General features: G+C 67.9%; 20 protein-coding genes. 10 read left to right on the plus strand and 10 right to left on the minus strand.

The genetic code is table 11. From position 1 onward, the window contains the following. Positions 1-226 precede the first annotated feature (226 nt). Both H0523_RS12070 and H0523_RS12075 read left to right on the plus strand, forming a co-directional pair. Entirely contained in the window at positions 227-1,120 is an 894-nt protein-coding gene (locus H0523_RS12070) for a LysR family transcriptional regulator (protein ID WP_231689777.1), read from the plus strand. 206 nt (positions 1,121-1,326) lie between these two features. Then, positions 1,327-2,277, plus strand: a complete 951-nt coding sequence (locus H0523_RS12075; protein ID WP_231689778.1) for an OmpA family protein — start codon at positions 1,327-1,329, stop codon at positions 2,275-2,277. A 246-nt stretch (positions 2,278-2,523) separates the two neighbouring features. On the opposite strand, the gene acnA is transcribed toward H0523_RS12075, so the two are convergent. Together acnA and H0523_RS12085 are read right to left on the minus strand one after the other, a co-directional pair. Beyond that, complete coding sequence (gene acnA, locus H0523_RS12080) at positions 2,524-5,229, minus strand: aconitate hydratase AcnA (RefSeq protein WP_054431905.1); 2,706 nt, start codon at positions 5,227-5,229, stop codon at positions 2,524-2,526. Positions 5,230-5,488: 259 nt separating this feature from the next. Further along, entirely contained in the window at positions 5,489-6,397 is a 909-nt protein-coding gene (locus tag H0523_RS12085) for a LysR substrate-binding domain-containing protein (RefSeq protein WP_054431904.1), read from the minus strand. A gap of 118 nt (positions 6,398-6,515) precedes the next feature. Between H0523_RS12085 and H0523_RS12090 the strand changes: the two genes are divergently transcribed. Both H0523_RS12090 and H0523_RS12095 read left to right on the plus strand, forming a co-directional pair. Further along, positions 6,516-7,493 (plus strand): pirin family protein, encoded by a 978-nt coding sequence (locus H0523_RS12090; RefSeq protein ID WP_054431903.1) that lies wholly within the window; start codon positions 6,516-6,518, stop codon positions 7,491-7,493. 266 nt (positions 7,494-7,759) lie between these two features. Further along, positions 7,760-9,958, plus strand: coding sequence for a TonB-dependent receptor (locus H0523_RS12095; protein ID WP_054431902.1), 2,199 nt, complete (start codon positions 7,760-7,762; stop codon positions 9,956-9,958). A gap of 64 nt (positions 9,959-10,022) precedes the next feature. On the opposite strand, the gene H0523_RS12100 is transcribed toward H0523_RS12095, so the two are convergent. The 6 genes from H0523_RS12100 to H0523_RS12125 all read right to left on the minus strand — a co-directional run bounded on the left by H0523_RS12100 (position 10,023) and on the right by H0523_RS12125 (position 16,519). Continuing rightward, positions 10,023-10,790, minus strand: a complete 768-nt coding sequence (locus H0523_RS12100; protein WP_054431901.1) for an SDR family oxidoreductase — start codon at positions 10,788-10,790, stop codon at positions 10,023-10,025. Continuing rightward, positions 10,787-11,782: an NAD(P)H-quinone oxidoreductase gene (locus H0523_RS12105; protein ID WP_054431900.1), complete on the minus strand. Its 996-nt coding sequence runs from the start codon at positions 11,780-11,782 to the stop codon at positions 10,787-10,789. Before H0523_RS12105 ends, H0523_RS12100 begins: the two co-directional genes overlap by 4 nt. Before the next feature lie 19 nt (positions 11,783-11,801). Beyond that, positions 11,802-12,506, minus strand: coding sequence for an ABC transporter ATP-binding protein (locus H0523_RS12110; RefSeq protein WP_054431899.1), 705 nt, complete (start codon positions 12,504-12,506; stop codon positions 11,802-11,804). Further along, positions 12,499-14,280 carry a branched-chain amino acid ABC transporter ATP-binding protein/permease gene (locus tag H0523_RS12115; RefSeq protein ID WP_054431898.1) on the minus strand — a complete coding sequence of 594 codons (1,782 nt, stop codon included), beginning with the start codon at positions 14,278-14,280 and terminating at the stop codon, positions 12,499-12,501. Before H0523_RS12115 ends, H0523_RS12110 begins: the two co-directional genes overlap by 8 nt. Positions 14,281-14,302: 22 nt before the next feature. Then, positions 14,303-15,169 (minus strand): branched-chain amino acid ABC transporter permease, encoded by an 867-nt coding sequence (locus H0523_RS12120; RefSeq protein WP_006390231.1) that lies wholly within the window; start codon positions 15,167-15,169, stop codon positions 14,303-14,305. Positions 15,170-15,319: 150 nt separating this feature from the next. Continuing rightward, positions 15,320-16,519: an ABC transporter substrate-binding protein gene (locus tag H0523_RS12125; RefSeq protein WP_054431897.1), complete on the minus strand. Its 1,200-nt coding sequence runs from the start codon at positions 16,517-16,519 to the stop codon at positions 15,320-15,322. Between the two features lie 332 nt (positions 16,520-16,851). Between H0523_RS12125 and H0523_RS12130 the strand changes: the two genes are divergently transcribed. Genes H0523_RS12130 through kce form a run of 3 tightly spaced genes read left to right on the plus strand, consistent with a single transcriptional unit; the run spans position 16,852 to position 19,524 of the window. After that, entirely contained in the window at positions 16,852-17,634 is a 783-nt protein-coding gene (locus H0523_RS12130) for an SDR family oxidoreductase (RefSeq protein ID WP_054431896.1), read from the plus strand. Further along, positions 17,634-18,596, plus strand: a complete 963-nt coding sequence (locus H0523_RS12135) for a 3-hydroxyacyl-CoA dehydrogenase (RefSeq protein ID WP_054431895.1) — start codon at positions 17,634-17,636, stop codon at positions 18,594-18,596. The genes H0523_RS12130 and H0523_RS12135 overlap by 1 nt, the downstream gene beginning before the upstream one ends. Then, positions 18,589-19,524, plus strand: coding sequence for a 3,5-dioxohexanoate:acetyl-CoA acetone transferase (gene kce, locus H0523_RS12140; protein ID WP_054417316.1), 936 nt, complete (start codon positions 18,589-18,591; stop codon positions 19,522-19,524). Before H0523_RS12135 ends, kce begins: the two co-directional genes overlap by 8 nt. 40 nt (positions 19,525-19,564) lie before the next feature. Here the strand turns inward: kce and H0523_RS12145 are convergent, their stop codons facing one another. Next, positions 19,565-20,632 carry a glycerol dehydrogenase gene (locus H0523_RS12145; protein WP_054486687.1) on the minus strand — a complete coding sequence of 356 codons (1,068 nt, stop codon included), beginning with the start codon at positions 20,630-20,632 and terminating at the stop codon, positions 19,565-19,567. A gap of 9 nt (positions 20,633-20,641) precedes the next feature. Continuing rightward, positions 20,642-21,346, minus strand: a complete 705-nt coding sequence (locus tag H0523_RS12150; RefSeq protein WP_054431894.1) for a GntR family transcriptional regulator — start codon at positions 21,344-21,346, stop codon at positions 20,642-20,644. A 135-nt stretch (positions 21,347-21,481) separates the two neighbouring features. Between H0523_RS12150 and H0523_RS12155 the strand changes: the two genes are divergently transcribed. From H0523_RS12155 to H0523_RS12165, 3 genes are read left to right on the plus strand one after another with little or no spacing between them, the layout of a single operon-like run. Then, positions 21,482-22,339 carry a transketolase gene (locus H0523_RS12155; protein ID WP_054431893.1) on the plus strand — a complete coding sequence of 286 codons (858 nt, stop codon included), beginning with the start codon at positions 21,482-21,484 and terminating at the stop codon, positions 22,337-22,339. After that, positions 22,340-23,326 carry a transketolase family protein gene (locus tag H0523_RS12160; protein WP_054431892.1) on the plus strand — a complete coding sequence of 329 codons (987 nt, stop codon included), beginning with the start codon at positions 22,340-22,342 and terminating at the stop codon, positions 23,324-23,326. A 56-nt stretch (positions 23,327-23,382) separates the two neighbouring features. Continuing rightward, on the plus strand, positions 23,383-24,192 hold the full coding sequence (locus tag H0523_RS12165; protein WP_054431891.1) for a shikimate dehydrogenase family protein: 810 nt from the start codon (positions 23,383-23,385) through the stop codon (positions 24,190-24,192). Positions 24,193-24,205: the final 13 nt, after the last annotated feature.

Consider the following 24,205-nt stretch of genomic DNA (forward strand, 5'->3'; position numbering starts at 1 on the left):
CAGGCCGCCGTGGCTGGCGCATCCCGCGACGCTGACGAGCGCCGCCAGCGCGGCGGCGAGCGGGGCATGCCGCCACCGCGCGCGGCGGACGGGCCGGGCGTCGGGGCGATACCGTGTTGAGTGAATCATGGCGTGCTTCCGTGTTGAACTGGCCGCCATGGTGCCGCTGCGCTACAGTTGCGTATATGGACAAGCTGATAAGTAATAGTTGCGTTGGGTGCAATCCATGGATATGAATCTGCTGGTCGCGCTCGATGCCTTGCTGGCCGAAGGCAGCGTCACCGGCGCCGCCGAACGCCTGCAATTGAGCGTGCCCGCCATGAGCCGCACGCTCGACCGCGTGCGCCGCATGATGGGCGACCCATTGTTCGTGCGCGCCGGGCGCGGCCTGGTGCCGACGCCGCGCGCCGAAGCGCTGCGCGAACCCGTGCGGGCCCTGGTGGCCCAGGCGCAGGAACTGCTGGCGCGCGATGCCACGTTCGATCTGAAGACCCTGCGGCGCGTGTTCACGATCCGCGCCGACGACGGCGCCGTCAGCACGCTCGGGCCGGCCCTGCTGGACACGCTGGCCAAGGAAGCGCCGCGCGTCACGGTGCGCTTCATCTCGCAGGGCAAGCAGGACGTGCTGTCATTGCGCGAGGGCGCCATCGATCTGGACATCGGCGTGATCGAGGACATGGGGCCGGAGATCGTGCGGCAGCGCCTGTTCCCCGACCGCTTCGTCGCGGTGTTCCGGCTGGCCAACCCGCTGGCGCGGCATCGCAAGCTGACCCCCGAACGCTTCGCCAAGGCGCGCCACGCCACGGTCTCGCGTCGTGGCGTGTTGAGCGGCCCGGTGGATGTGGAGCTGGGCAAGGCCGGCCTGGCGCGCCACATCAGCACCGTCACGTATTCCTTTGCCGAGGCGCTGGCGATCACCCGCAACTCCGACCTGGTCGCCACCGTGCCGGACCTGCTGACGCTGCACCTGCGCGACGACCTGCTGATGCGCGCCTTGCCATTCGACACGCCCGCCGTGGTGATCTCGCAGGCCTGGCATCCGCGTTTCAACGAAGACCCGGCCCACCGGGCGATCCGGCAGATGGTGCACCGGATCAGCCTGGCGATCAGCGGCCGTTGACCCGGGCGGATCCCGCAAAAGCGCGCGCGCTTCGCCGCGGCCTGTCGGCCTTGGTCACCGCGGCCAACGTTTGGTTACCCGATGCGGTTCCAAATGCCGGACCGGCTATGCATAATGGCAGCCGCCCGCGCTGCGGGCGTTTTCCTGTTCTGGACGCATGCCGGAGCCATCCGGCCGGGAGTGTAGAGATCGTGAATGCGCATATCGTGAAATCCGCGTGCCTGGCCTTCGCCGCCGCGACGCTGGCGGCGGCATCGTCCGCCTGGGCCGGGGACGTCGAGGGCTCGCGCGACCATCCCGCCCTGACCCGCTTCGCGGGCGCCGAGATCCGCGCCTACGAATTCAAGGATTACGACGAAGCCCTGATGCCCAACCAGGCCATCACCCGCGAAAGCGAGGCCAAGGGCCTGACGCTGGAAGGCAAGCTGACGCGCATCGCCTATCGCATCGACGGCAAGAAGTCGGCGCTGGAGGTCTATCGCAATTACCAGGGCGCGCTGCAGGCCGGCGGCTTCAAGACCCTGTTCGAATGCAAAGGCGACGAGCAGTGCGGCGGCGACTTCCAGTCGTTCGTCCTGAACAGCGGCAAGGTCAGCCAGCCGGGGCAGGGCGACGCGGCCTTCGGCGGCAAGTACTACGCGGTGCTGGCGAAGAAAGAGGCGCCCACGGGCGACATCTATGTGTTCCTGGATGTGATGGACGACAACTCCAACAACATCACGCCGGTGTTCCAGCAGGTGATCGAGACCAAGCCCATGCAGACCGGCCAGGTCAAGGTGCTGGACATGGCCGCCATGCAGAAATCGCTGGCCGAATCGGGCCGCGTCGCGGTCTACGGCGTCTACTTCGATACCGACAAGGCCGAGGTCAAGCCCGAATCGAAGGCCGCGCTCGACGAGATGGGCAAGCTGCTCAACGCCAACCCGAAGCTGAAGGTCTACGTGGTCGGCCACACCGACAACCAGGGCACGCTGGCCGGCAACCTGGACTTGTCGCAAAAGCGCGCCGACGCCGTGGTCAAGGCGCTGGAAGCGGGCTACAAGATCCCGGCCGCGCGCCTGTCGGCGCGGGGCGTGGCCTCGCTGGCGCCGGTGGCGGCCAACGACGCCGAGGCCGGCCGCGCCAAGAACCGCCGGGTCGAACTGGTCGCCCAATGACGCGGTGAGCCTGCCTAATCTTGAGGCGGTTCGGCGATGAAAAGGGCCCCCACGCCGCGCCTTCGGCTTGCTGCCCCCCGCGGGGGCGTTTTCATCTTGAGGCGGCTCGGCGATGAAAAGGGCCCCCACGCCGCGCCTTCGGCTTGCTGCCCCCCGAGGGGGGCGTTTTCATCTTGAGGCGGCTCGGCGATGAAAAAGCCCCTGGAACCTCGCGGTTCCAGGGGCTTTGCCTTTGAGGCTCGCGCGTTACGCGGCCAGCAGCTGGCGCAGCACGAAGGGCAGGATGCCGCCGTGCTGGTAGTAGTCGACTTCGATCGGGGTGTCGATGCGCAGCAGCACCGTCACGTCCTGCTTCGAACCATCCTTGCGGGTGATCGTCAGCGTCACGTCCTGCATCGGCTTGATGCCGTTTTCCAGGCCCGAGATGTCGTAGGTTTCCTCGCCGGTGATGCCCAGCGACTGCACGCTGTCGTTGCCCTTGAACTGCAGCGGCAGCACGCCCATGCCCACCAGGTTGCTGCGGTGGATTCGCTCGAAGCTGCGCGTGATGACGGCCTTGACGCCCAGCAGCTGGGTGCCCTTGGCGGCCCAGTCGCGCGACGAGCCGGTGCCGTACTCTTCGCCGCCGAACACCACGGTGGGCGTACCGGCCGCCACGTACTGCATGGCCGCGTCGTAGATCGACATCTGTTCGCCGCTCGGCTGGAACAGGGTCTCGCCGCCCTCGAAGCGGCTGCCGTCCGGACGCGCCGGGATCATCAGGTTCTTGATGCGCACGTTGGCGAAGGTGCCGCGCATCATGATTTCATGGTTGCCGCGGCGCGAGCCGTAGCTGTTGAAATCGGCCTTCATGACGCCGTTTTCCTTGAGCCACTTGCCCGCGGGCGAGGTTTCCTTGATGGAACCGGCCGGCGAGATGTGGTCGGTGGTGACCGAGTCGCCGAACACGCCCAGCGCGCGGGCGTTCTTGACGGTCGGCATCGCGCCCGGCGTCATGCCGAAGCCTTCGAAGAACGGCGGCTCGGCGATGTAGGTGGAGTCGGGCCAGTTGTAGGTCTCGCCCGTGACGCCCTTGATGTTCTCCCACAGCTTGCCGGGGTTGCTCTTGACCTGGCCGTAGTTGGCCTCGAAGGCCTTCGGGTCCAGCGCGTACTTGAGCAGGGCCTCGACTTCCTCGGTGGTCGGCCAGATGTCGCCCAGCCAGATGTCGCCGTTCTTGCCGCGGCCGACCGGTTCGGTCATCAGGTCGCGCGTCACGGTGCCGGCCAGGGCGTAGGCCACCACCAGCGGCGGCGAGGCCAGGAAGTTGGCCTTGATGTTCGGGTGGATGCGCGCCTCGAAGTTGCGGTTGCCGGACAGCACCGCCGAGCACACCAGGTCATTGCTGGTGATGACGTCGTTCAGGTCGGGCGTCAGGTCGCCGGCGTTGCCGATGCAGGTGGTGCAGCCGTAGGCGGCCACATCGAAGCCCAGCTTCTCCAGGTAGGGCAGCAGGCCCGTCTTGGTCAGGTATTCGGTGACCACGCGCGATCCGGGGGCCAGCGAGGTCTTGATGTGCTTGGGCACCTTCAGGCCGGCCTCGACGGCCTTCTTGGCCAGCAGGCCCGCCGCCAGCAGCACGCTGGGGTTGGAGGTGTTGGTGCACGAGGTGATGGCGGCGATCAGGATGTCGCCGTTCTTGACCTTGGTGCCGGTGCTGGTGGTGAAGGTCTGCTGCAGCTTCTCGGCCGGCTGGTTGAAGCCGTTCTCGGCGACCGGCTTGGAGAACAGGTCGATGAAGGTGCTCTTGACGTTGCCGATCTCGATGCGGTCCTGGGGGCGCTTGGGGCCGGCCAGCGACGGCGCGACGGTGGACAGGTCCAGCGTCAGCAGCTTGGTGAAGTTGATGTCCTTGGCGGCGGGCACGCCGAACATGTCCTGGGCCTTGAAGTAGGCCTCGAACGCGTCGATTTCGGCTTCGGTGCGGCCGGTGCCGCGGAAGTAGTCGATGGTGCGGCCGTCGACCGGGAAGAAGCCCATGGTGGCGCCGTACTCGGGCGCCATGTTGCCGATGGTGGCGCGTTCGGCCACGGACAGGCTGGCCGTGCCCTCGCCACAGAACTCGACGAACTTGCCGACCACTTTTTCACGGCGCAGCATTTCGGTGATGGTCAGCACCAGGTCGGTGGCGGTGACGCCGCCGCGCAGCTTGCCCTTGAGCTCCACGCCGACCACGTCGGGGGTCAGGAAGTACACCGGCTGGCCCAGCATGCCGGCCTCGGCCTCGATGCCGCCCACGCCCCAGCCGACCACGCCGATGCCGTTGATCATGGTGGTGTGGCTGTCGGTGCCCACCAGCGAGTCGGGGTAGTAGACGTTGTTCTTCTTGTCCTGGTGCACGCCGCGCGCCAGGTATTCCAGGTTCACCTGGTGGACGATGCCGAAGCCCGGGGGCACCACGCCGAAGGTGTCGAAGGCCTGCATGCCCCATTTCATGAACTGGTAGCGCTCCTGGTTGCGCTTGAATTCCAGCTTCATGTTCAGGTCGAGAGCGTTCTTGGTGCCGAAGTAGTCGATCATGACCGAGTGGTCCACCACCAGGTCGACCGGCACCAGCGGCTCGATGCTCTTGGGGCTCTTGCCCATCTTGTCGGCGACCGAGCGCATGGCGGCGATGTCGGCCAGCAGCGGCACGCCGGTGAAGTCCTGCAGCACCACGCGGGCCACCACGAACGGGATTTCATCCTCGCGCTTGGCGTTGGCCTGCCAGTTGGCGAGCTGGCGCACGTGTTCCTCGGTGACCTTCTTGCCGTCGCAGTTGCGCAGCACGGATTCCAGCACGATGCGGATGGAGACCGGCAGCCGCTGCACGTCGATGCCCAGGGACTTGCCCAGCGCCGGCAGCGAATAGTACTGACAGGACTTGTTGCCGATCTTGAAATTCTTGAGTGTGTCGAGGGTGTTGTGCGGCATGATGGACTCCGTGGTTTTGCCCGCGTAAAGCCGGCATTTTCAGGCGTTTCGGCGCGTTTGTCATTCCGGGCGACAGCGGCGCGATTGGCTGTATGTCTTATATCTTATATAAGACCTGGGCGACGCGTCAAAGTTCCGGCCCGCGCCCGGGGGCGGGTTGCGTGGCGGCGCCGCCACCCCGTACTGTGGAGCAGGCGTGCCGTCCCTGCAAGTCCCCTTTTTTTAACAAAAAAGTCCTACAGGCGCGTGGCGTCGCCGCTCAGCCCAGCAGCGCCGGCAGTTCCGCCACCGCGAAGTCCAGGAACCGGCGCAGGGCCAGCGGCGCGCCGCGGCGGGCGGGCATCACCGCGTAGATGCGGGCCGGCGCCGCCTGCCAGCCGGGCAGCATGTGGACCAGATCGCCCTTGGCCAGGGCGCCGGCGCACAGGTAGTGGGGCAGCAGCGCCACGCCCAGGCCGGCGCGGGCCATTTCCCGCAGCGCCGCCAGGTTGCTGCTCAGGCAGCGCGGCAGGTACTCGACCGACTCGGTTTCGCCGGTCGGCCCGGTGAAGTGCCAGCTCTGCGGGCTGTCCTGGGTGGCATGGGCCAGCAGCGGCAGGGCGTTCAGCTCGCGCGGATGGCGCGCCGCCGCCTGCGCCAGGGCCGGGGTGCCCACCAGGATCAGCGGCACCGGCGCGAGTTCGCGCGCCACCAGGCGGGAATCGGTCAGCGAGGCGCCCTGGGCGCGAAAGGCCAGGTCATAGCCTTCGCCCACCAGGTCGATGATCTGGTCGCGGGTGTCCAGCAGCACCCGCACGCCGGGGTGCTTCAGGCAGAAGCGCGCCACCAGCTCGCCCAGCAGCGTCACCGCCAGCGCCGATGGCGCTGTCATGCGCAGCAGGCCGCTGGGCGTGTCGCCCATGGCCGCCGCCAGGTCGAAGGCGCTGCGGGCCTCGCGCGCCATGGCCAGCGCGTGCACGTAGATCTGCTCGCCCATGGGCGTGAGCGAGACCCGCCGGGTGTTGCGCTGGAGCAACCGCAGGCCCAGGCGCGCCTCCAGTTCGGCCACCCGTCGGCTCAACTTGGAGCGCTGCATGTTCAGCACCCGGGCGGCGGCGGAAAAGCCGCCTTTCTCCACCACCTCGCTAAAGAGCAGCAGGTCGTCGAGATGATGGAGATAGGTGTGCATGGGGTTTACGCGAGTGATTGTCCTACTTAACAGGACAATTATTCCTGAAATTGGCCTCTACTGTGCCGGCGGCAGAACCCATAAGCTCTGCGCCACGTAAAAACCTGGCAGCACATCCTTGACCATCCGTCTCAGTCCCCCCGTCGCGCGGCCCTTCGAACCGGTCGGCGACGCCTGTTCCATCCGGCAGTTCCGCCACACCGATTTTCCCCTGGGCATGTCGCCCCTCGTGCTGGTCGACCATTTCGTCATGACCGGGCCGACGTTCGCGCCCCATCCCCACGCCGGCATGTCGGCCGTGACGCTGCTGCTGGAAGACAGCCGCGGCGTCATGCGCAGCCGCGACAGCGTCCACAACGACCACGAGATCCGCGCGGGCGACCTGCACTGGACGCTGGCGGGGCGCGGCATCGTGCATACCCAGCAGCCGGTGGGCGAGGCGCAGCTGAATGGCCTGCAACTGTTCGTGAACCTGCCGGAGCGGCTCAAGACGCTGCCGCCGGCGACGTCGCTGCTGCGCGCCTGGGAAATGCCGGTGGTGCAAGGCGATGCCGGCCGGGTGCGGGTGGCCTCGGGCCGTTTCGACGGCTGGGACGCGCCGCTGGAAACGCCCGAGCCGCTGCTGATCCTGGACGGCTGGCTGCGTCCGGGCGCGTCGCGCCTGGTGCCGCTGCCGGCGGGCTGGAACGCCTGGCTGTACGCGGTGCAGGGGGAGCTGGGCGCGCGGGCGCGCCATCAGACCACGCCGCCGCGGGCGGCGCCGGACGCGGTCCCGGCCGAACCGTCGCCGGTGGCGGCGTTCCGGCCGCCGGGGCGCACGCGGGTCGCCAGCACGCGGGTCGCCGACCCGGACTTCGCCGTCCTGCCGGCGGGGGCGGCGCTGGCCGCCTCGGCCGACAGCGAGGGCCTGTTGCAGGTGATCGCGGCCGGCGCGCCGGTCCATTTCATCCTGGTGGCCGGCCCCGCCATCGACGAGCCGGTGATCCAGCGCGGCCCGTTCGTGATGGCGGACGCGCGCGCCCTGACGCAGGCCATGGCGGCCTACGAAGCCGGGGAATTCGGGCAGTTGCGCCAGGAAAGCGGCGTTCCCGGGTAAGGCCGCGGGCCGGCGGCGGCCGGCCGGGCCTCGTTGTTCCGTAGCAACGGAAACAGAATTCTATATAGGGGACGGAATGAGAATGATTCCGTTTTATTTAGAATCGGTACCGCACGATCTCAATACCCCTTGGAGAACGGGCTCGACAAGGCCGGGATGACCGGCTCTGCGGCAGTTCGAGTGGCAAGCCGTTACCCGCGCGTGACCCCATCGGGATTTTTGCGATTTTCCGCTTCTCGCGAAGCGCCCGCCTACAGACTCCCGATATGAAATTACGAACCCTCGCGTGCGTGGTCGCGGCCCTGCCGTACACCGCCATCGTCCACGCCCAATCCGCCACGCCTACCGACGGCTCCGTCGTCTCGATGGACGCGATCAAGGTCGAGGCCAGCGCCGACGCCTCGGCCGGCGGCCTGGCCCAGCCCTATGCCGGCGGCCAGGTGGCCCGTGGCGGCCGGGTGGGGCTGCTGGGCACGCAAGACATCATGAGCACGCCGTTCAGCATCACCAGCTATACCAACGAGCTGATCCAGGACCGGCAGGCGCGCAGCGTCGGCGACGTGCTGCAGAACGATCCGGGCGTGCGCGTGGCGCGCGGTTTCGGCAATTTCCAGGAGTCGTACTTCATCCGCGGCTTCATCCTGAGCTCGGATGACGTGGCCTACAACGGCCTGTACAGCCTGCTGCCGCGCCAGTACATCGCCACCGAACTGTTCGAGCGCGTCGAAGTGCTGCGCGGCGCGTCGACCTTCCTGACGGGCGCCTCGCCCGGCGGCGACGGCATCGGCGGCACCGTCAACCTGGTGCCCAAGCGCGCCCCGAACGATCCGCTCACGCGCTTCACCACCGGCTTCTCCAGCGGCGGCCAGTTCTCGGTATCCACCGACATCGCGCGCCGCTTCGGCCCCGGCGACAGCACCGGCATCCGCCTGAACGTGGCCAATCGCAGCGGCGACACCGCCATCGACGACGAACACTCGCGCACCAGCCTGGTGTCGCTGGGCCTGGATTGGCGTTCGGCCGATACGCGCCTGTCGGCCGACATCGGCTGGCAGGAAAACAAGCTCAAGCGCGCCCGTCCGAACGTGACGCTGCGCGGCGTGACCAGCGTGCCGGACGCGCCGGACGCCAGCTCCAACTTCGCCCAGCCCTGGTCGTACTCGAACGAGCGCGACGTGTTCGGCACCGTGCGCGCCGAGCATGACTTCAGCGACAAACTGACCGGCTGGGCCGCCTTCGGCATGCGCCGCAGCGACGAAGCCAACTCGCTCGCCAACGTCACCGTGACCAACGGCAGCACCGGCGACGGCAACTTCTACCGCTTCGACAATACCCGCAAGGACAGCGTCAACACCGGCGAACTGGGCCTGCGCGCCAAGGTGCGCACCGGCCTGGTCGGCCACGAGTTCGTCGCGTCCGCGTCCTTCTTCGATCTCAAGAAGAAGAACGCGTATGTCATGGACTACCTGAACACCTTCCAGACCAACCTCTACAACCCGACCACCTACAGCCGGCCCGCCTTCAGCGCCGGCGCGCTGGTGGGTAACGACCTGGACGATCCGGCGCTGCAGGGCCGCACCCGCCTGAGCAGCTATGCGCTGGGCGACACGATGTCGTTCCTGGACGACAAGGTGCTGCTGACGCTGGGCATCCGCCACCAGCGCCTGTCCTCGCGCAGCTACGCCTACAACACCGGCACGGAAAACGGCGCCTATGACGCCAGCCGCAATTCGCCCGCCGCCGGCATCGTCTTCAAGGTGACGCCGAGCGTGTCGCTGTACGCCAACTACATCGAGGCCCTGGTCGCGGGCGATACCGCGCCGCTCAACGCCAACGGCAAACCCGTGCCCAACGGCGGCGAAAGCCTGCAGCCGTACGTGTCCAAGCAGAAGGAAGTCGGCGTCAAGTACGACGGCGGCGGCCTGGGCGCGGGCCTGGCGCTGTTCTCCACCGACAAGCCGCGCGCGGCCTACGACGCGTCCAATCGGTTCACCGCCTCCGGCAAGGACCGCCACCAGGGCATCGAGCTGACCGTGTTCGGCGAGCCGATCGACCGCGTGCGCGTGCTGGGCGGCCTGACCTTCCTGGACGCCAAGCAGCGTTCCACCGGCAATACCGCCATCGACGGCAACCGCGTGATCGGCGTGCCGCGCTTCCAGGCCAACCTGGGCGCGGAATGGGACATCCCCGGCGTGCAGGGCCTGGCCGTGGACGGCCGCGTGGTCTACACCGGCGCGTCCTACGCGGACGATGCCAACACCCTCAAGGTGCCCGGCTGGACCCGCTTCGATGCCGGCCTGCGCTACATGATGGACGTGGACGGCCACGTGGTGACGCTGCGCGCCCGCGTCGAGAACATCGCCAACCGCAACTACTGGGCGTCGGTGGGCGGCTACCCCGGCAACGGCTACCTGGTGCTGGGCGGCCCGCGCACCTTCTCGTTGAGCGCCAGCATGGACTTCTGATCGCGGCTGTCCGCCTCCGGGCGGACGTCACGCAGGCCAGGAAAAGCAACGCCCCGCCGGCGAGCTAGGTCATCAACCAGCCGCCCGCCACGTCCAGCACCTGCCCGGTCACGAACCGGGCCTGGTCCGAGGCGAAGAACAGGCAGGCGTCGGCCACTTCCTCGGGCGTGCCGAGCCGGCGCAACGCGGTGACGTCGGCCACGGCGTCGTTGATCTCCTTGGGCACGCTTTTCAGCAGCGGGGTGCTGATGCGCCCCGGCGCCAGGCCGTTGACGGTGACGTCGTGCTCGCCCAGTTCCGCGGCCCAGTGCCGCGTCAGGCCCAGCAGGGCGGCCTTGGTGGCGGCGTAGTGCGCGGCGACGATGTCGCAATAGGCCTTGCCCGCCACCGACGACATGTTGATCACGCGCCCCTGGCGCTGGCGCACCATGTGCGGCGTGGCCAGGCGGGTCATGTAGAACACGCTGTTCAGGTTGACCGCGACCACCTTGTCCCATTCGCCCGGCGTCATCTCCCACACCTTCAACGCGCGGCCGTCGGTCTTGGGCGAGATGCCGACGTTGTTGACCAGGATGGTGGCCGGGCCGAGGTCGCGGGTGATGCGGTCGTAGGCGGCCTGGCACTGGTCGAAATGCGAGACGTCGGCGTGCACGAAGGTCACGGCATGGCCGCGCTTTTTCAGTTCCTGCTCGTAGGCCTGGCCGCCCTGCGAATTGAAGTCGATCAGCCCGACCTTGCCGCCTTCGGCCAGGAAGCCCTCGACGATGGCCGAACCGATGCCGCCGACCGCGCCGGTGACGATGATGACCTGATCCTGGAAGCGCGCGCTCATGCCCGCACCTTCAACATGATCTTGCCGATGTGCCGGCTGCTTTCCATCAGCGCGTGGGCCTGGGCCGCTTCTTCCAGCGGGAACACCTGGTGGATCAGCGGCAGGCAGCGTCCCTGTTCCATCAGCGGCAGCACCTTGTCGGCCAGCGCCTGGGCGATGGCGCCCTTGTCGTCGTCGGAACGCGGCCGCAGGGTGGAGCCGGTGAACGACAGCCGGCGGGTCATGATGGGCAGGGCGTCGATCTCGGTCTTGCTGCCTTCCAGGAAGGCGATCTGCACCAGCCGGCCATTCACCGCCAGCAGGCGGATGTTCTTGTTGATGTAGGCGCCGCCGACCATGTCGAGGATCACGTCCACGCCCTGGCCGTCGGTGGCCTGGCGAACCGCCGCCTCGAAGTCGGTGTCGCGGTAGATCAGCGCGTGCTGCGCGCCGGCCTTCAGGCAGGCCTCGGCTTTTTCCTGGTTGCCCACCGTGGTCCAGACCTCGGCGCCAAAGGCGCGCGCCAGCTGGATCGCGGTCAGGCCGATGCCGCTTGAGCCGCCGTGCACCAGGAACTTCTCGCCGGCCGCGAGGCGGGCGCGCTCGAACACGTTGGTCCAGACGGTGAAGTAGTTCTCCGGGATGGCGGCGGCGGACAGCAGGTCCAGGCCGCGCGGCACCGGCAGGCAGTGGCGCTCGTCGGCCAGGCAGTACTGCGCGTAGCCGCCGCCGGGCGTCAGCGCGCAGACCCGGTCGCCAACCTGCCAGCGCGTGGCGTCGGGACCGACGGCGACGATGGTGCCCGCGACCTCCAGTCCCAGGTAGGGCGAGGCGCCGGGCGGCGGCGGATACGAGCCGGAGCGTTGCAGCACGTCGGGGCGGTTGACGCCGGCGTAGGCGACCTCGATCAACACCTGGCGGCCGGCGGGCGCGGCCATCTCGCGTTCGGCCAGGCGCAGGCAATCGGGCGCGCCGCCCGTGCCGTGGTCGATGAATGTGCAGCGTAGAGACATGAATGCGGTCCTTCGGATTTCAGTGGCCCAGATAGGCCTTCTTGACATGGGGATCGGCCAGCAGCTCGGCGCCGGTGCCGGTGCGCACGATGGCGCCGTTCTCCAGCACGTAGCCGCGGTCGGCCAGGCGCAGCGTGCGGAACACGTTCTGCTCCACCAGCAGCACCGTGACGCCGTGGGACGTGACGTCGCGGATGATGTCGAACATCTGCTGCACCAGCAGCGGCGACAGGCCCAGCGAGGGCTCGTCGAACACCAGCAGCTTGGGGTCGGCCATCATGCCGCGCGCGATCGCCACCATCTGCTGCTCGCCGCCGGACAGCGAGCCGGCGTACTGCGCCAGGCGTTCGCGCACCCGCGGGAAGATCTGCAGCACTTCCTCCAGCTTGCGCTGCACGATGGGGCGGGCGGCGCGCTTGTACGAGCCCATCAGCAGGTTGTCGCGCACCGTGAAATGCGGAAACAGCTGGCGGCCTTCGGGAATCATGGTGATCCCGGCGTCGACGATGTCGTAGGGCGTGCGGTTGGTCAGGTCGCGGCCCTCGAACTCGACCCTTCCGGTGGTGGCGGCGACCACGCCGCACAGCGTCTTCAGGGTGGTGGTCTTGCCGGCGCCGTTGGCGCCGATCAGCGTCACGATCTCGCCGGCCCTGACCTCGAAGTTCAGGCCGTTGAGCACCTGGCTCTTGCCGTAGCCCGACGACAGATCCGAAACCTTAAGCATCCTGGTACTCCTTGCCCAAATAGGCCTCGATGACGGCGGGGTTCTCGACCACGTCCTTGGGGGCGCCGCTCACCAGCACCGCGCCTTCGTTCAGCACGATGATGCGGTCCGACAGCGCCATGGTGGCCTGCATCATGTGCTCGATCAGCAGCACCGACACGCCCGAATCGCGGATGCGGCGGATCATCTTGATCGACTTCTCGATGTCGGTGGGGTTCAGCCCCGCCATGACCTCGTCCAGCAGCAGGATGCGCGGCCGGATCGCCAGGGCGCGGGCGATCTCCAGCCGCTTCATGCCGCCCACCGTCAGGCTGCGGGCCTCGGTGTTCAGGTACTTGAGCAGGTCGGTTTCCTCGGCCACCTTGAGCGCGATCTGCTCGGCCTCCTCGCGGTCGGCGGTGCGGATGAAAGCGCCCAGCATGATGTTCTCCAATACCGTCAGGCCGGTGAACGGCTTGGCGATCTGGAAGGTGCGGCCCAGCCCCTGGTGCGCGAACTCGTCCGGCGTGTTGCACGAGACCCAGTTGCCCTTGGCATCGACCATCGACACCGCGCCCTTGTCGGGCGACAGGAAGCCGGACAGCAGGTTGAACACCGTGGTCTTGCCAGCGCCGTTGGGGCCGATCATGCCCAGGATCTCGTGCTGGTTCAGCGTCAGCGAGACGTCGTTGGTGGCGCGCAGGCCGCCGAAGCTCTTGAACAGGTTCTCGGCCTTGAGCACCGGCTGCTCGCGCCGCGCCGCGTCGGTCGGACGGGCCGGTTCGACCCGCTGGCGCCGGGCGCGCGGCGTGCCCAGGTAGGGCAGGCGCGCCAGCGCGCGCTCGATGGCCGGACCGAAGGCGCCGGCCAGGCCGCGCGGAATGGTCAGCACCACCGCCACCAGGATCAGGCCGTAGATCAGCCCGTGCATGCCGTTGCCCACGCTGGACAGCCAGCCGCGCGCGAGCTCGGCGATCGGCAGCACCAGGAAGGTGCCGGCGATGGGGCCGGCCACCGTGCCCAGGCCGCCGATCAGCGCGAACATCGCCACCTGGATAGACAGCTCCAGCGAGAAGGCCGAGCTGGGATCGACGAAGGTCAGGTAAGTGATGTGGAAGGTGCCGATCACGCTGGTCAGCATGGCCGACACCACCGCGGCGATGATCTTGACGCGCACCGTGTGGATGCCCACCGCCAGCGCCGCGTCCTCGCGCTCGCGGATGGCGATCAGGTAATGGCCGATGCGCGACTTGCGGATGTACCAGGACACCCAGGTCACCAGCAGGAACAGGCCGAAGGCGATGATCACGTAGTTGATCTTCTCGCGGAACACGATCCAGGCCCAGCCGATGTTCAGCGGCAGGCTGATGCCGCTGGAGCCGCCGGTCCAGCTTTCCTCGTGGATCACCAGCAGCCGCACCACTTCCAGGATGGCGATGGTGGCCAGCGCGAAGAACGGACCGCGCAGCCGCAGCGTGGGATAGCTGATGATGATGGCCACGACGGCCGAGATGGCCGCGCCCGCCAGCATGCCGAACCACGGCGAGATGCCGAAGTTCTGCGTCAGCAGGGTGGCGGTGTAGCCGCCGATGCCGTAGAACACCGCGTGGCCCAGCGACAGCTGGCCGGCGTAGCCGCCGACGATGTTCCACGCCACCGACAGCGCGGAGAAGACGAACAGCAGGACGAACAGGTTGGTCCAGAACGGCGTGCCCGTGACGACGGGCACGATGAACATGACGATCAGCAGAATCAGGCTGACGTAGGCTTTGGGGCTTCGAAAGTCGGGAAACACGTCTCGCTCCTTGTGGCTCTGATCACTCTGTGCCGACGCCGAACAGGCCGGTCGGACGCAGGACAAGGATCAAGAGGAAGATCCCGAAATAGACGACCTCTTTGAGGTCGGGGGCGATGTAGTAGCCGGCCAGCGTATCGACGATGCCGATGATCATGGACCCGGCCACCGCGCCGTACAGGCTGCCCAGGCCGCCCAGCACCACGATCACGAAGGCGGTCAGCACGAAGTACGTGCCCACCGTCGGGAACACCGGATACTGCGGCGCCAGGAGGCCCGCGGCGATGCCGACGAAGGCGGTGCCCAGGCCGAAGGCGATGGCGTAGACGTTGTTGACGTTCACGCCCATCAGCGTCGCGGCGTAGCGGTGCTGCGCCACCGCCCGCAGCGCGCGGCCCAGGTAGGTGCGGTGCATGAACAGGTGCAGCAGCACGGCCAGGCTCAGGCCGACCACGAAGGTCACCAGCTGGCCGGTGACCATGGAGTAGTTGCCGACGTCGATGGCGCTGGTGCCCAGTTGCACCGGGGCGCGGAACACGTTGGCGCCGAAGATCACCAGCGCCAGGTTCAGCAGGATGGTGGACACGCCCACCGTGGCGAAGATCTGGATGTGCTGGTCGGCGTTGAGCAGCGGCTGGATGATGCCTTTCTGCGTCAGCGCGCCCAGCGCGAACAGGATGACCGCCACCGGCACCAGGCCGATGTACGGATGCACGCCGAACTGCGCCGCGATCAGATAGACCAGGTACATGCCGATCATCAGGAATTCGCCGTGCGCGAAGTTGACGACGCGGACCACGCCGAAGATCAGCGTCAGCCCCAGGCTGATGATGGTGTAGGCGCCGCCCAGCAACAGGCCATTGATGACCAGTTGAATGAAGATATCCATGGTGCAACCTCTTGGAACGGGGTGCGCCCCGGCGCCGCGGCGTGGCCGACGGAACCGGGGCCCGCGGGCCCCAGTGAAACGCCGGACGCCCCCGAGCGTCCGGTTTGCTGGCTTGCCGTGCCGGGCCTGCCGGAAGGCGGCCCCGGCGTTCTATTTATTGAAGACGGGCTTGCCCAGCGCGAGGTTGTCCGGCGCGATGGTGACCAGCTTGCCGTCCTGCCACTGCATCACGTAGAAGGTCGAGGCGTTGTTCTGGCCATCCTCGCCGAAGTCGAAGGCCCAGCCGTTGGCGGTCTGGCCGGCGGGCTTCTTGTACGCCAGCACGGCCGCGCGGATCTTGTCCTTGTCGGTCGACTTGGCGTTGGCGATGGCTTCGAAGAAGGCCTTGGCGCCGACGTAGTTGGTCAGGCTGTGGCCGGACTGCGGGTCGCTCTTGTAGGTGGCCTTGTAGGCTTCCAGGAACTTGTCCAGGCCCGGCGCGCCGGCCGGGTTGATGGACGATTGCGGGAAGTCCAGGTCGAACACGCCGTTCATGTCGGCGCCCACGGCCTTGGCGGTGTCGGCCAGCGAGTAGCCGCCGCCGGCGCCGATCACCACCTTGGGCTTGAAGCCGGCCGCGCGCGCCTGGCTGAAGTACAGGATGGCGTCGTTCTGGTAGGCGGTCTGCAGCACCACGTCGACCTTGGCGCCCTTCAGGCGCAGGATCAGCGAGGACAGGTCGACCGTCTTGGCCGAGTACGGCAGCACCTCGGCCACGGTGTAGCCGAGTTCCTGGGCGCGCTTTTTCTCGGTGGCGGCCACGTCGGTGCCGTAGGGGCCGTCCTCGTGGATGATGCCGATGCGCACTTCTTTCGGGTTCAGGCCCATGCCCGGCCCGATGATGTCGTGCAGCGCGTTGACCACCGAGACGCCGTACAGCGCGGTGTTGGGGTTGCTGCGGAACAGGTATTTGTAGCCGCGCGTGGTGATCTTGTGGGCGGTGGCGCCCAGCTCGAAGTAGGGCACGCCGGCCAGCTCGGTCACGGGCGAGGCCGCGTACGAGATGCCCGAGGCGTAGCTGCCGAACACCCCGACCACGTTGGACGAGATCAGGCGCTTGGTCTCGGATACCGCCTGGGTCGGGTCGACCGCGTCGGCCTTGATGATCTGGATCTTCTCGCCGTTGATGCCCCCGGCGGCGTTGATCTCGTTGACGGCCAGCTCCAGGCCGCGATAGCTCTCTTGTCCCAGCAGCGCCAGGGCGCCGCTGAACGGGAAGAGGGCGCCCACCTTCATGTCGGCCGCCGCGGCGCCGCTGGCCATGGCGCCGCACAGGCCCAGCGCGATGGCGAATTTGTTGATCTTGAACACTGTCTACGCTCCTTTGTGGGTATGGGGTGCGGACTGTTGTCTGAATCGTCCGTCTGTTTTTGAATATATGATATATGCGCCGGCGGGGTGTGGGAACCTCGTCCTGGATTCTAGTGCCGGACTTGTCCGGTTGAATCGGGGATTTCCCTCAAGCCGCATGAATAAAGCGTTTGCGGGCAGTTTTCCTCTGCGGAGCAGGTCAAATTCCGCTGTCCGGACCCGGTTTCACGGACCCGTTCATGGCTGCTTTCCTGGCAAGAAAGTTCCCCTTTAAATCATATATCCTATATGATCAAAAGGCGTTTGAGCACAAGAATCCAGGAGACAGAAGCATGTTCGAGGAAGTGGATTTCGCCGGAAAAAAGGTACTCATCACCGCCGGCGCCGATGGGCTGGGCCTGGAAATGGCCCAGGTGTTCCACCGGGCCGGGGCGTCGGTGCTGGTGTGCGATGTCAACCGCGAGCGGCTGGCGGCCTTGCCGGCCGAGCTGCCGGGCGTGCGCGCCGTCCATGCCGACGTGTCGGATGAGGCCAGCGTGGCCGCCCTGTTCGACGCCGTGCGCCAGCAGCTGGGCGGCCTGGACATCCTGGTCAACAACGCCGGCGTGGCCGGCCCCACCGGCTTCGTCGAGACGCTGTCCAAGGCCGATTGGGACCGCACCCTGGCCGTCAACATCACGGGCCAGTTCCTGTGCGCGCGCCAGGCCATCCCGCTGCTCAAGCAGTCGCGCGCCGGCGTCATGATCAACCTGTCGTCGGCCGCGGGCCACCTGGGCTTTGCCGGGCGCTCGGTCTATTCGGCCTCGAAGTGGGCGGTGATCGGCTTCACCAAGTCGCTGGCGATCGAGCTGGGCGGCCACGGCATCCGCGTCAACGCCATCCTGCCGGGCGCGGTCGAAGGGCCGCGCATCCGCGCCGTGATCGACGCCAAGGCCAGGACGCTGGACAAGCCGGTCGAGGAAATCGCCGCGCTCTACGAGAACCAGGCGGCGCTGGGCCGCATGGTCACCGCGCGCGACATCGCCAACATGGTGCTGTTCAACGCCAGCGAGGCCGCCCGCAGCGTCACGGGGCAGGCCATCGTGGTGGACGGCTTCACGCAGAAGCTCTACTGATGGCGGCCGATCCGCAGCGGCGCCACGCCGCCATCATCGGCACCGGCCTGATCGGCCAGGCCTGGGCCATCGTGTTCGCGCGCCAGGGCTGGCAGGTGCGGCTGTACGACGTCAACGCCGCCATGCTGGCCGAGGCCGGCGCGCTGATCCGGCGCCAGCTGGATGCATTGCAGGCGCACGGCCTGTTGCGCGACGCGGCCGCCGCGGCCGGCCGCATCCAGACCGCCGCCAGCCTGCAGGAGGCGCTGGCGGGCGCCCGCTACATCCAGGAGAACTCGCCCGAGCGGCTGGATCTGAAGCGCGACCTGTTCGCGCAACTGGACGCGGCGGCCGACCCCGACGCCATCATCGGCAGTTCCACGTCCAGCATCCCCGCCAGCGAATTCACCGAAGGCCTGCCCGGCCGGGCGCGCTGCCTGGTGGCGCATCCGGTCAATCCGCCGTACCTGATCCCGGTGGTGGAGCTGTGCCCGGCGCCCTGGACCAGCGAGGCCGCCATGCAGGCGGCGCGCGACATCATGCTGGATATCGGCCAGAAGCCGGTGACGATGCGGCGCGAGATCGAGGGCTTCATCCTCAACCGGCTGCAGGGCGCGCTGCTGCACGAGGCTTTCCGCCTGGCCGCCGCCGGCATCGCCAGCGCCGAGGACATCGACACCACCGTCAAGGACGGCCTGGGCCTGCGCTGGTCGTTCATGGGGCCGTTCGAGACCATCGACCTGAACGCGCCTGGCGGCCTTGCCGACTACTGCGCGCGCTACGGCGGGCTGTACCAATCCATCGGCGCCACCCAGGCCGACAGCGTGCCCTGGGACGGCGCGCTGGTCGAGGCCCTGGCGGCCGAACGGCGCGGCCTGCTGCCCGCCGACGACCTGACGGCGCGCCGCTACTGGCGCGACGAACAACTGATGCGCCTGATGCGCCACAAGCAACAGCAAGACAACGGAGACGGAAATGGCTAAGCCGAAACAGAAAGTCGTGATCACCTGCGCCGTGACGGGCGCCATCCACACGCCCAGCATGTCGCCGCACCTGCCGGTGACGGCCGACGAGATCGCCGAGGCCGCCATCGGCGCGGCCCGCGCCGGCGCCGCCGTGCTGCACCTGCACGCGCGCGACCCGGAAACCGGCAAGCCGTCGCAGGACCCGGCGCTGTTCGAGCCGTTCCTCAAGCGCATCAAGGCCGAGACCGACGCCATCATCAACATCACCACCGGCGGCAGCCCGCACATGACGGTGCAGGAGCGCATGCGGCCGGCCACCACCTTCAAGCCGGAGCTGGCGTCGCTGAACATGGGCTCGATGAACTTCGGCCTGTTCCCGATGCTGGGCCGCTTCCAGGACTTCAAGCACGAGTGGGAGCGCGAGCACCTGGAGAACAGCCGCTCGCTGATCTTCCGCAACACCTATCAGGACATCGAATCCATCCTGGAGCTGGGCAACGCCAACGGCACCCGCTTCGAGTTCGAGTGCTACGACATCAGCCACCTGTACAACCTGGCGCACTTCGTCGACCGCGGCCTGGTGAAGTCGCCGCCATTCATCCAGTCGGTGTTCGGCATCCTGGGCGGCATCGGCCCGCACCCCGAAGACCTGATGCACATGAAGCGCACCGCAGACCGCCTGTTCGGCAATGAGTACGAATGGTCGATCCTGGGCGCCGGCCGCAACCAGATGCCGCTGGCCACCATCGGCGCCGCCATGGGCTCGAATGTGCGGGTGGGGCTGGAGGATTCGCTGTGGATCGGGCCGGGCCAGCTGGCCGAGTCGAACCGGTCGCAGGTCGAACGCATCCGCACCATTCTGGAGGCGCTCAACCTGGAAGTGGCCACGCCCGCCGACACCCGCGCCAAGCTGGGATTGAAGGGCGGCGACAACGTGGCGTTCTGACGCCAATCCGGGCAAGGGCGTGCGCGCCGCCGCCGGGGCGTCAGGCGTGGCGGCGCAAGGCGTCGACGAGGGTCTTGATGTCCAGCGGACGATCGAAATTGGCGGCATGGCGCGCGGCCAGCGTCAGCTCGGCCGCCCGCGCCAGTTCGGCATCGGACGGCGCGGCCGCGCCCAGCGCCGCCAGCGTGGTGGGCAGCCCCACCTGTTCGTACCATTGCGTCAGCGTGGCCAGCATGCCGTCCTGGCGCGCCTCCAGGTCCAGCTGCACCAGCAGGCCGACGGCCACCTGCAGGCCGTGCGGCGCGCTGGCCAGGCCGGCGATCTTCGGCAGGCCGCGCGTCAGGGCGTGGGCGATCGACAGGCCGCCGCTTTCGAAGCCCAGGCCGCTCATCAGGATCATGGCTTCCACCACCCGCTCGAAGGCGGGCGTGGGCTGGCCGCTGCCGGCCACGGCCAGCGCGTCGGCGCCGTCGGCCAGCAGCGTGCGCAGGCAGCCGTCGGCGATCAGCTGGGCGGTCAGCGGCGGGACGCCGTCGTACATGTTGCGTCCGCCGTTGCGGGCGCATTGCTCGGCTTCGAATTTCTTGGAGATGGCGTCACCCAGGCCGGCGCGGAAGAACGCCGCCGGCGCGGTGGCGATGACGGCGGTGTCGACCAGCACGATGGTGGGGTTGAACAGCATGTGTTCGACCGCCAGGAGGTTGTGATGGGCGTCGTACAGCACGTAGTTCTTGCTGGTGGGGGCATCGTTCGAGGCCACCGTCGGCACCGTGACCAGGTGGCAGTGCGCGGCCTTGGCGACCGCCTTGCCGGCGTCCAGCGCCTTGCCGCCGCCCACCGCGATCACCATGTCGATGCCGGCGGCCGCGGCCTGCGCGCGCAGCGCCGCGATCGATTCGGGCGTGATGTCGCCCTCGACCGGCAGGGCCGTCAGCGCCACGCCGTGGGCGCCGCACAATGCCTCGATTCTCGGGCCCAGCACGCCCTGCACGTAGCGGTCGATGACCAGGGCGGCGCGGCGGCCGAACAGGGCGGCGTATCCGCCCAGCGCGTCGAGCGCGCCGGCTCCCTGGATGTAGCGGCCGGGAGCGCCGAAAATCTTCAGCATCGAGTCTTCCTATTTGCGAGGCCCGGGCGGGCGGTAGTCGAGTTCTTTTTCGCGTTCGACCAGCCAGTCGATCATGATCTTGCCGCCCCACACCAGGTCGGCCTGGATCGCCTTGGTGGCGGCTTCAGGGTCGCGCGCCTCCAGCGCGGCCAGCACCGCTTCGTGGCGGTGTTCGTCCTGGGAGTAGTCGAGCCCGGCCGTCTTGACGTGGAACACCTTGAGGATCGGGCCGGTGATGACCCAGAACGATTCCACGGTGTTGCGCAGGATGGGCTTGTTGCTGGCTTCCAGGATGCCGAAGTGGAACTTGCGGTTCAGGTAGCTGGCGCGCTTGGGGTCGGTCGAGGTGCAGGAGATGAAGTCCTTCTGCAGCGCGATCAGGTTGTCCAGCTGCTTGCGCGTGATGTTCCTGGCGGCCTCGGCCGCGCCCATGCCTTCCAGGTGGAAGCGGATCTGCTGGATCTCGCGCAGCTTTTCCGAATTGACATAGGGCACGTAGACCGCGGTGGCGGCCTGCATTTCCAGGCCCTGTTCGCTGATGAGGCGGAAGATGGCCTCGCGCACGGGCGTGATCGAGACGCCCATTTCCTGGGCCAGCTCGCCAATGATGAGGCGCTCTCCGGGTTCGTACTGCCCGTTGATCAGGGCGTTGCGGATCTCGTTGTAGACCTTGACGGAGAGGTTCTCTTTTTTTACCGGTTTAAGGCTGGGCATGACGGTCGAGGCTTGGGTTCGATGGAATGGCGGAAGCCGTGAAACGGCGCCCGGCTGAATTCTATCCCGCCCTGGCCAATTCAAGCGCGATGGGTATATTATATATCATATATTCTGATAAGCGAAGGAGACGCCATGCGCCAGGACCGGGGAGACCCAAGCGAAGACGAGGTCCGGGTGTTGCGGGAAAAGGCCCGCCACATCCGGTTGGAGACCATCAGGCTGATCGAGATCGCCAAGGTCGGGCATTACAGCTCGGTCTTTTCGTGCGCCGAGATCTTTGCCGCCCTGTATTACGACGTGATGCGGCTGCGGCCGGGCGAGCCGGCCTGGCCGGACCGCGACCGCTTCCTGATGGGCAAGGGCCATGCGGCCGTGGGCCTGTTCCCGGTGCTGGCCGACCACGGTTTCATTCCGCATGAATTGCTGGACGGCTACACCCGCCTGGGCAGCCCGCTGGGCGACCACCCCGACATGACCAAGGTGCCGGGCGTCGATTTCAGTTCCGGCTCCATCGGCCACGCGCTCTCCAATGGCGCCGGCATGGCGCTGGGCGGCCGCATGAGCCAGCGCGACTTCAACGTGTTCGTGATGCTGGGCGACGGCGAGATGCAGGAAGGGCAGGTGTGGGAGGCGGCGCTGTTCGCGGCGCACCACCAGCTGTCGCGCCTGGTGGCCATCATCGACCGAAACGGTTATCAGCTCGACGGCAAGGTCGACGACGTGATCGGCGTGGAATCGCTGCGCGACAAGTGGCAGGCCTTTGGCTGGGAGGTGCACGAGGTCGACGGCCATGACCTGGTGGCGCTGACCGCGCTGCTGCGGCGCCTGCGCGCGGACGAGGCGCGCGAACGGCCGGCCTGCGTCATCGCCAGGACCGTCAAGGGCAAGGGCGTGTCCTATATGGAAACCGAACCCGGCTGGCATCTGGGCTACCTGGCGCCGCAGGACGCGCAGGCCGCCATCGACGAAATCATGACCCGCGAGATCTGAATGGCACAGGCACAGACGCTTTCTCCCGATTCCTGGCAGTACCGCGCGCTGAACGCAGTGAACCCCGGGCTGTCGTATCTTTCCGACGCGCTGATCGCGCTGGCGCAGGCCGGGCATCCGGTGGTGGCCGGCTCGGCGGACCTGCAGTATTCCAACGGCCTGAACCGCTTCGCCTCGGCCTATCCCGAGCGCTACGTGCAGTTCGGCATCTCCGAGCAGAACATGGTGTCGGCCGCGGCTGGGCTGGCCACCACCGGCGCGATGCCGTTCGTGGCGACCTTCGCCTCGTTCCTGGGCCTGCTGTGCTGCGAGCAGATCCGCATGGACGTGGCCTACACCAGGCTGCCGGTGCGGCTGATCGGCCATCACACCGGCATCAGCCTGGGCTTCTACGGCACCTCGCACCACGCCACCGAGGACATCTCGACCATGCGCGCCATCGCCGGCCTGACGGTGGTGTCGCCGGCCGACGGGCCGCAGCTGGCCGCCGCCATCAAGGCCTCGGTGGACTGGCCCGAGCCGATCTATTTCCGCATCGGGCGCGGCCGCGATCCGCAGGTGTATGAAGACGGCGCGCCGTTCACGTTCGGCCGCGCCATCGTCCATTCGACCGGCAGCGACCTGAACATCATCGCCTGCGGCATCACGCTGCACGCGGCGCTGGAAGCGGCCGCCCGGATGCGCGAGGACGGCCTGTCGGTGGGCGTGATCGACATGCCCACCATCAAGCCGCTGGACCGCGAGGCGGTGCTGGCGGCCGCCGGGCAGGCGCGCGTCCTGCTGACGGTGGAAGAGCACAATGTGATGGGCGGCCTGGGCTCGGCGGTGGCCGAGGTGCTGGCCGATGCCGGCAGCGGCACGCGGCTGCGGCGCCATGGCATCTACGACGAATACAGCCTGATCGCCCCGCCCACCACGCTGTACGCGCATTACCAGCTGGACGGCGCCGGCATCGAGGCGGTGGCGCGCGAACTCATCGCGCGATAGGGCATGCCAGCATTCACGGGCGCCGGACGCCGGCGCCCCGACAAGGAGACAAAGCAATGAAGGAAATCAGCGGCAACACCCGCCTGTTCGGCATCCTGGCCGACCCGATCTACCACGTCAAAACCCCGCAGCGCCTGAACGAGCATTTCGCCCGCATCGGCTTTGACGGCGTCTGCGTGCCGTTCCATGCGCGGCCCGACAATCTGGCCGAGGTGGTGGCCGGACTGCGGCGGCTGGAGAACCTGGGCGGCCTGATCGTCACCATGCCGCACAAGGCGGCGATCCTGGCGCTGGCCGACGAGGCCACGCCGGTGGCGCGCAAGATCGGCGCCGCCAACGTGGTGCGGCGCGAGGCGGACGGCCGCCTGGTGGCGCACATGCTGGACGGCGAGGGCTTCGTGCGCGGCCTGCGCACGCACGGCGTGGCGCCCGAGGGCAAGAGCGCCTATCTGGCCGGCGCCGGCGGCGCGGCCAACGCCATCGGCTTCGCGTTGGTGCAGGCGGGCGTGTCGCGCTTGACCATCGCCAACCGCACGCCGGCCAAGGCCGAGGACCTGAAGGCGCGCATCCTGTCGCTGCATCCCGAGGCCCGCATCAGCGTCGGCACGGCCGATCCGTCGGGCCATGACCTGGTGGTCAACGGCACCTCGCTCGGCATGAAGCCCGATGACGCGCTGCCGCTGGACGCGGCGCGGCTGACGCCGGACCAGCTGGTGTGCGAGGTCATCATGCAGCCGGCCGACACGCCGTTGCTGGTGGCGGCGCGGGCGCGCGGCTGCAAGGTGCACTACGGCGCGCCGATGCTGGCCGGGCAGATCGAGCTGATGGCGGAAATGATGGGCGTGGCGCCGGCCGCGCAACGCTGAGGCGCGACGGACG

The sequence above is a fragment of the Achromobacter insuavis genome (assembly GCF_902859645.1).
Taxonomy (GTDB): Bacteria; Pseudomonadota; Gammaproteobacteria; order Burkholderiales; family Burkholderiaceae_B; genus Achromobacter; species Achromobacter insuavis.

Coding starts and splice junctions, on each gene's coding strand:
- H0523_RS12145 (WP_054486687.1), bottom strand. CDS start 20,632: ATGCTGAAGATTTTCGGCGCTCCCGGCCGCTACATCCAGGGAGCCGGC.
- H0523_RS12105 (WP_054431900.1), bottom strand. CDS start 11,782: ATGTCTCTACGCTGCACATTCATCGACCACGGCACGGGCGGCGCGCCC.
- H0523_RS12130 (WP_054431896.1), top strand. CDS start 16,852: ATGTTCGAGGAAGTGGATTTCGCCGGAAAAAAGGTACTCATCACCGCC.
- H0523_RS12120 (WP_006390231.1), bottom strand. CDS start 15,169: ATGGATATCTTCATTCAACTGGTCATCAATGGCCTGTTGCTGGGCGGC.
- H0523_RS12100 (WP_054431901.1), bottom strand. CDS start 10,790: ATGAGCGCGCGCTTCCAGGATCAGGTCATCATCGTCACCGGCGCGGTC.
- H0523_RS12150 (WP_054431894.1), bottom strand. CDS start 21,346: ATGCCCAGCCTTAAACCGGTAAAAAAAGAGAACCTCTCCGTCAAGGTC.
- H0523_RS12070 (WP_231689777.1), top strand. CDS start 227: ATGGATATGAATCTGCTGGTCGCGCTCGATGCCTTGCTGGCCGAAGGC.
- H0523_RS12160 (WP_054431892.1), top strand. CDS start 22,340: ATGGCACAGGCACAGACGCTTTCTCCCGATTCCTGGCAGTACCGCGCG.
- kce (WP_054417316.1), top strand. CDS start 18,589: ATGGCTAAGCCGAAACAGAAAGTCGTGATCACCTGCGCCGTGACGGGC.
- H0523_RS12165 (WP_054431891.1), top strand. CDS start 23,383: ATGAAGGAAATCAGCGGCAACACCCGCCTGTTCGGCATCCTGGCCGAC.
- H0523_RS12110 (WP_054431899.1), bottom strand. CDS start 12,506: ATGCTTAAGGTTTCGGATCTGTCGTCGGGCTACGGCAAGAGCCAGGTG.
- H0523_RS12155 (WP_054431893.1), top strand. CDS start 21,482: ATGCGCCAGGACCGGGGAGACCCAAGCGAAGACGAGGTCCGGGTGTTG.
- acnA (WP_054431905.1), bottom strand. CDS start 5,229: ATGCCGCACAACACCCTCGACACACTCAAGAATTTCAAGATCGGCAAC.
- H0523_RS12095 (WP_054431902.1), top strand. CDS start 7,760: ATGAAATTACGAACCCTCGCGTGCGTGGTCGCGGCCCTGCCGTACACC.
- H0523_RS12135 (WP_054431895.1), top strand. CDS start 17,634: ATGGCGGCCGATCCGCAGCGGCGCCACGCCGCCATCATCGGCACCGGC.
- H0523_RS12085 (WP_054431904.1), bottom strand. CDS start 6,397: ATGCACACCTATCTCCATCATCTCGACGACCTGCTGCTCTTTAGCGAG.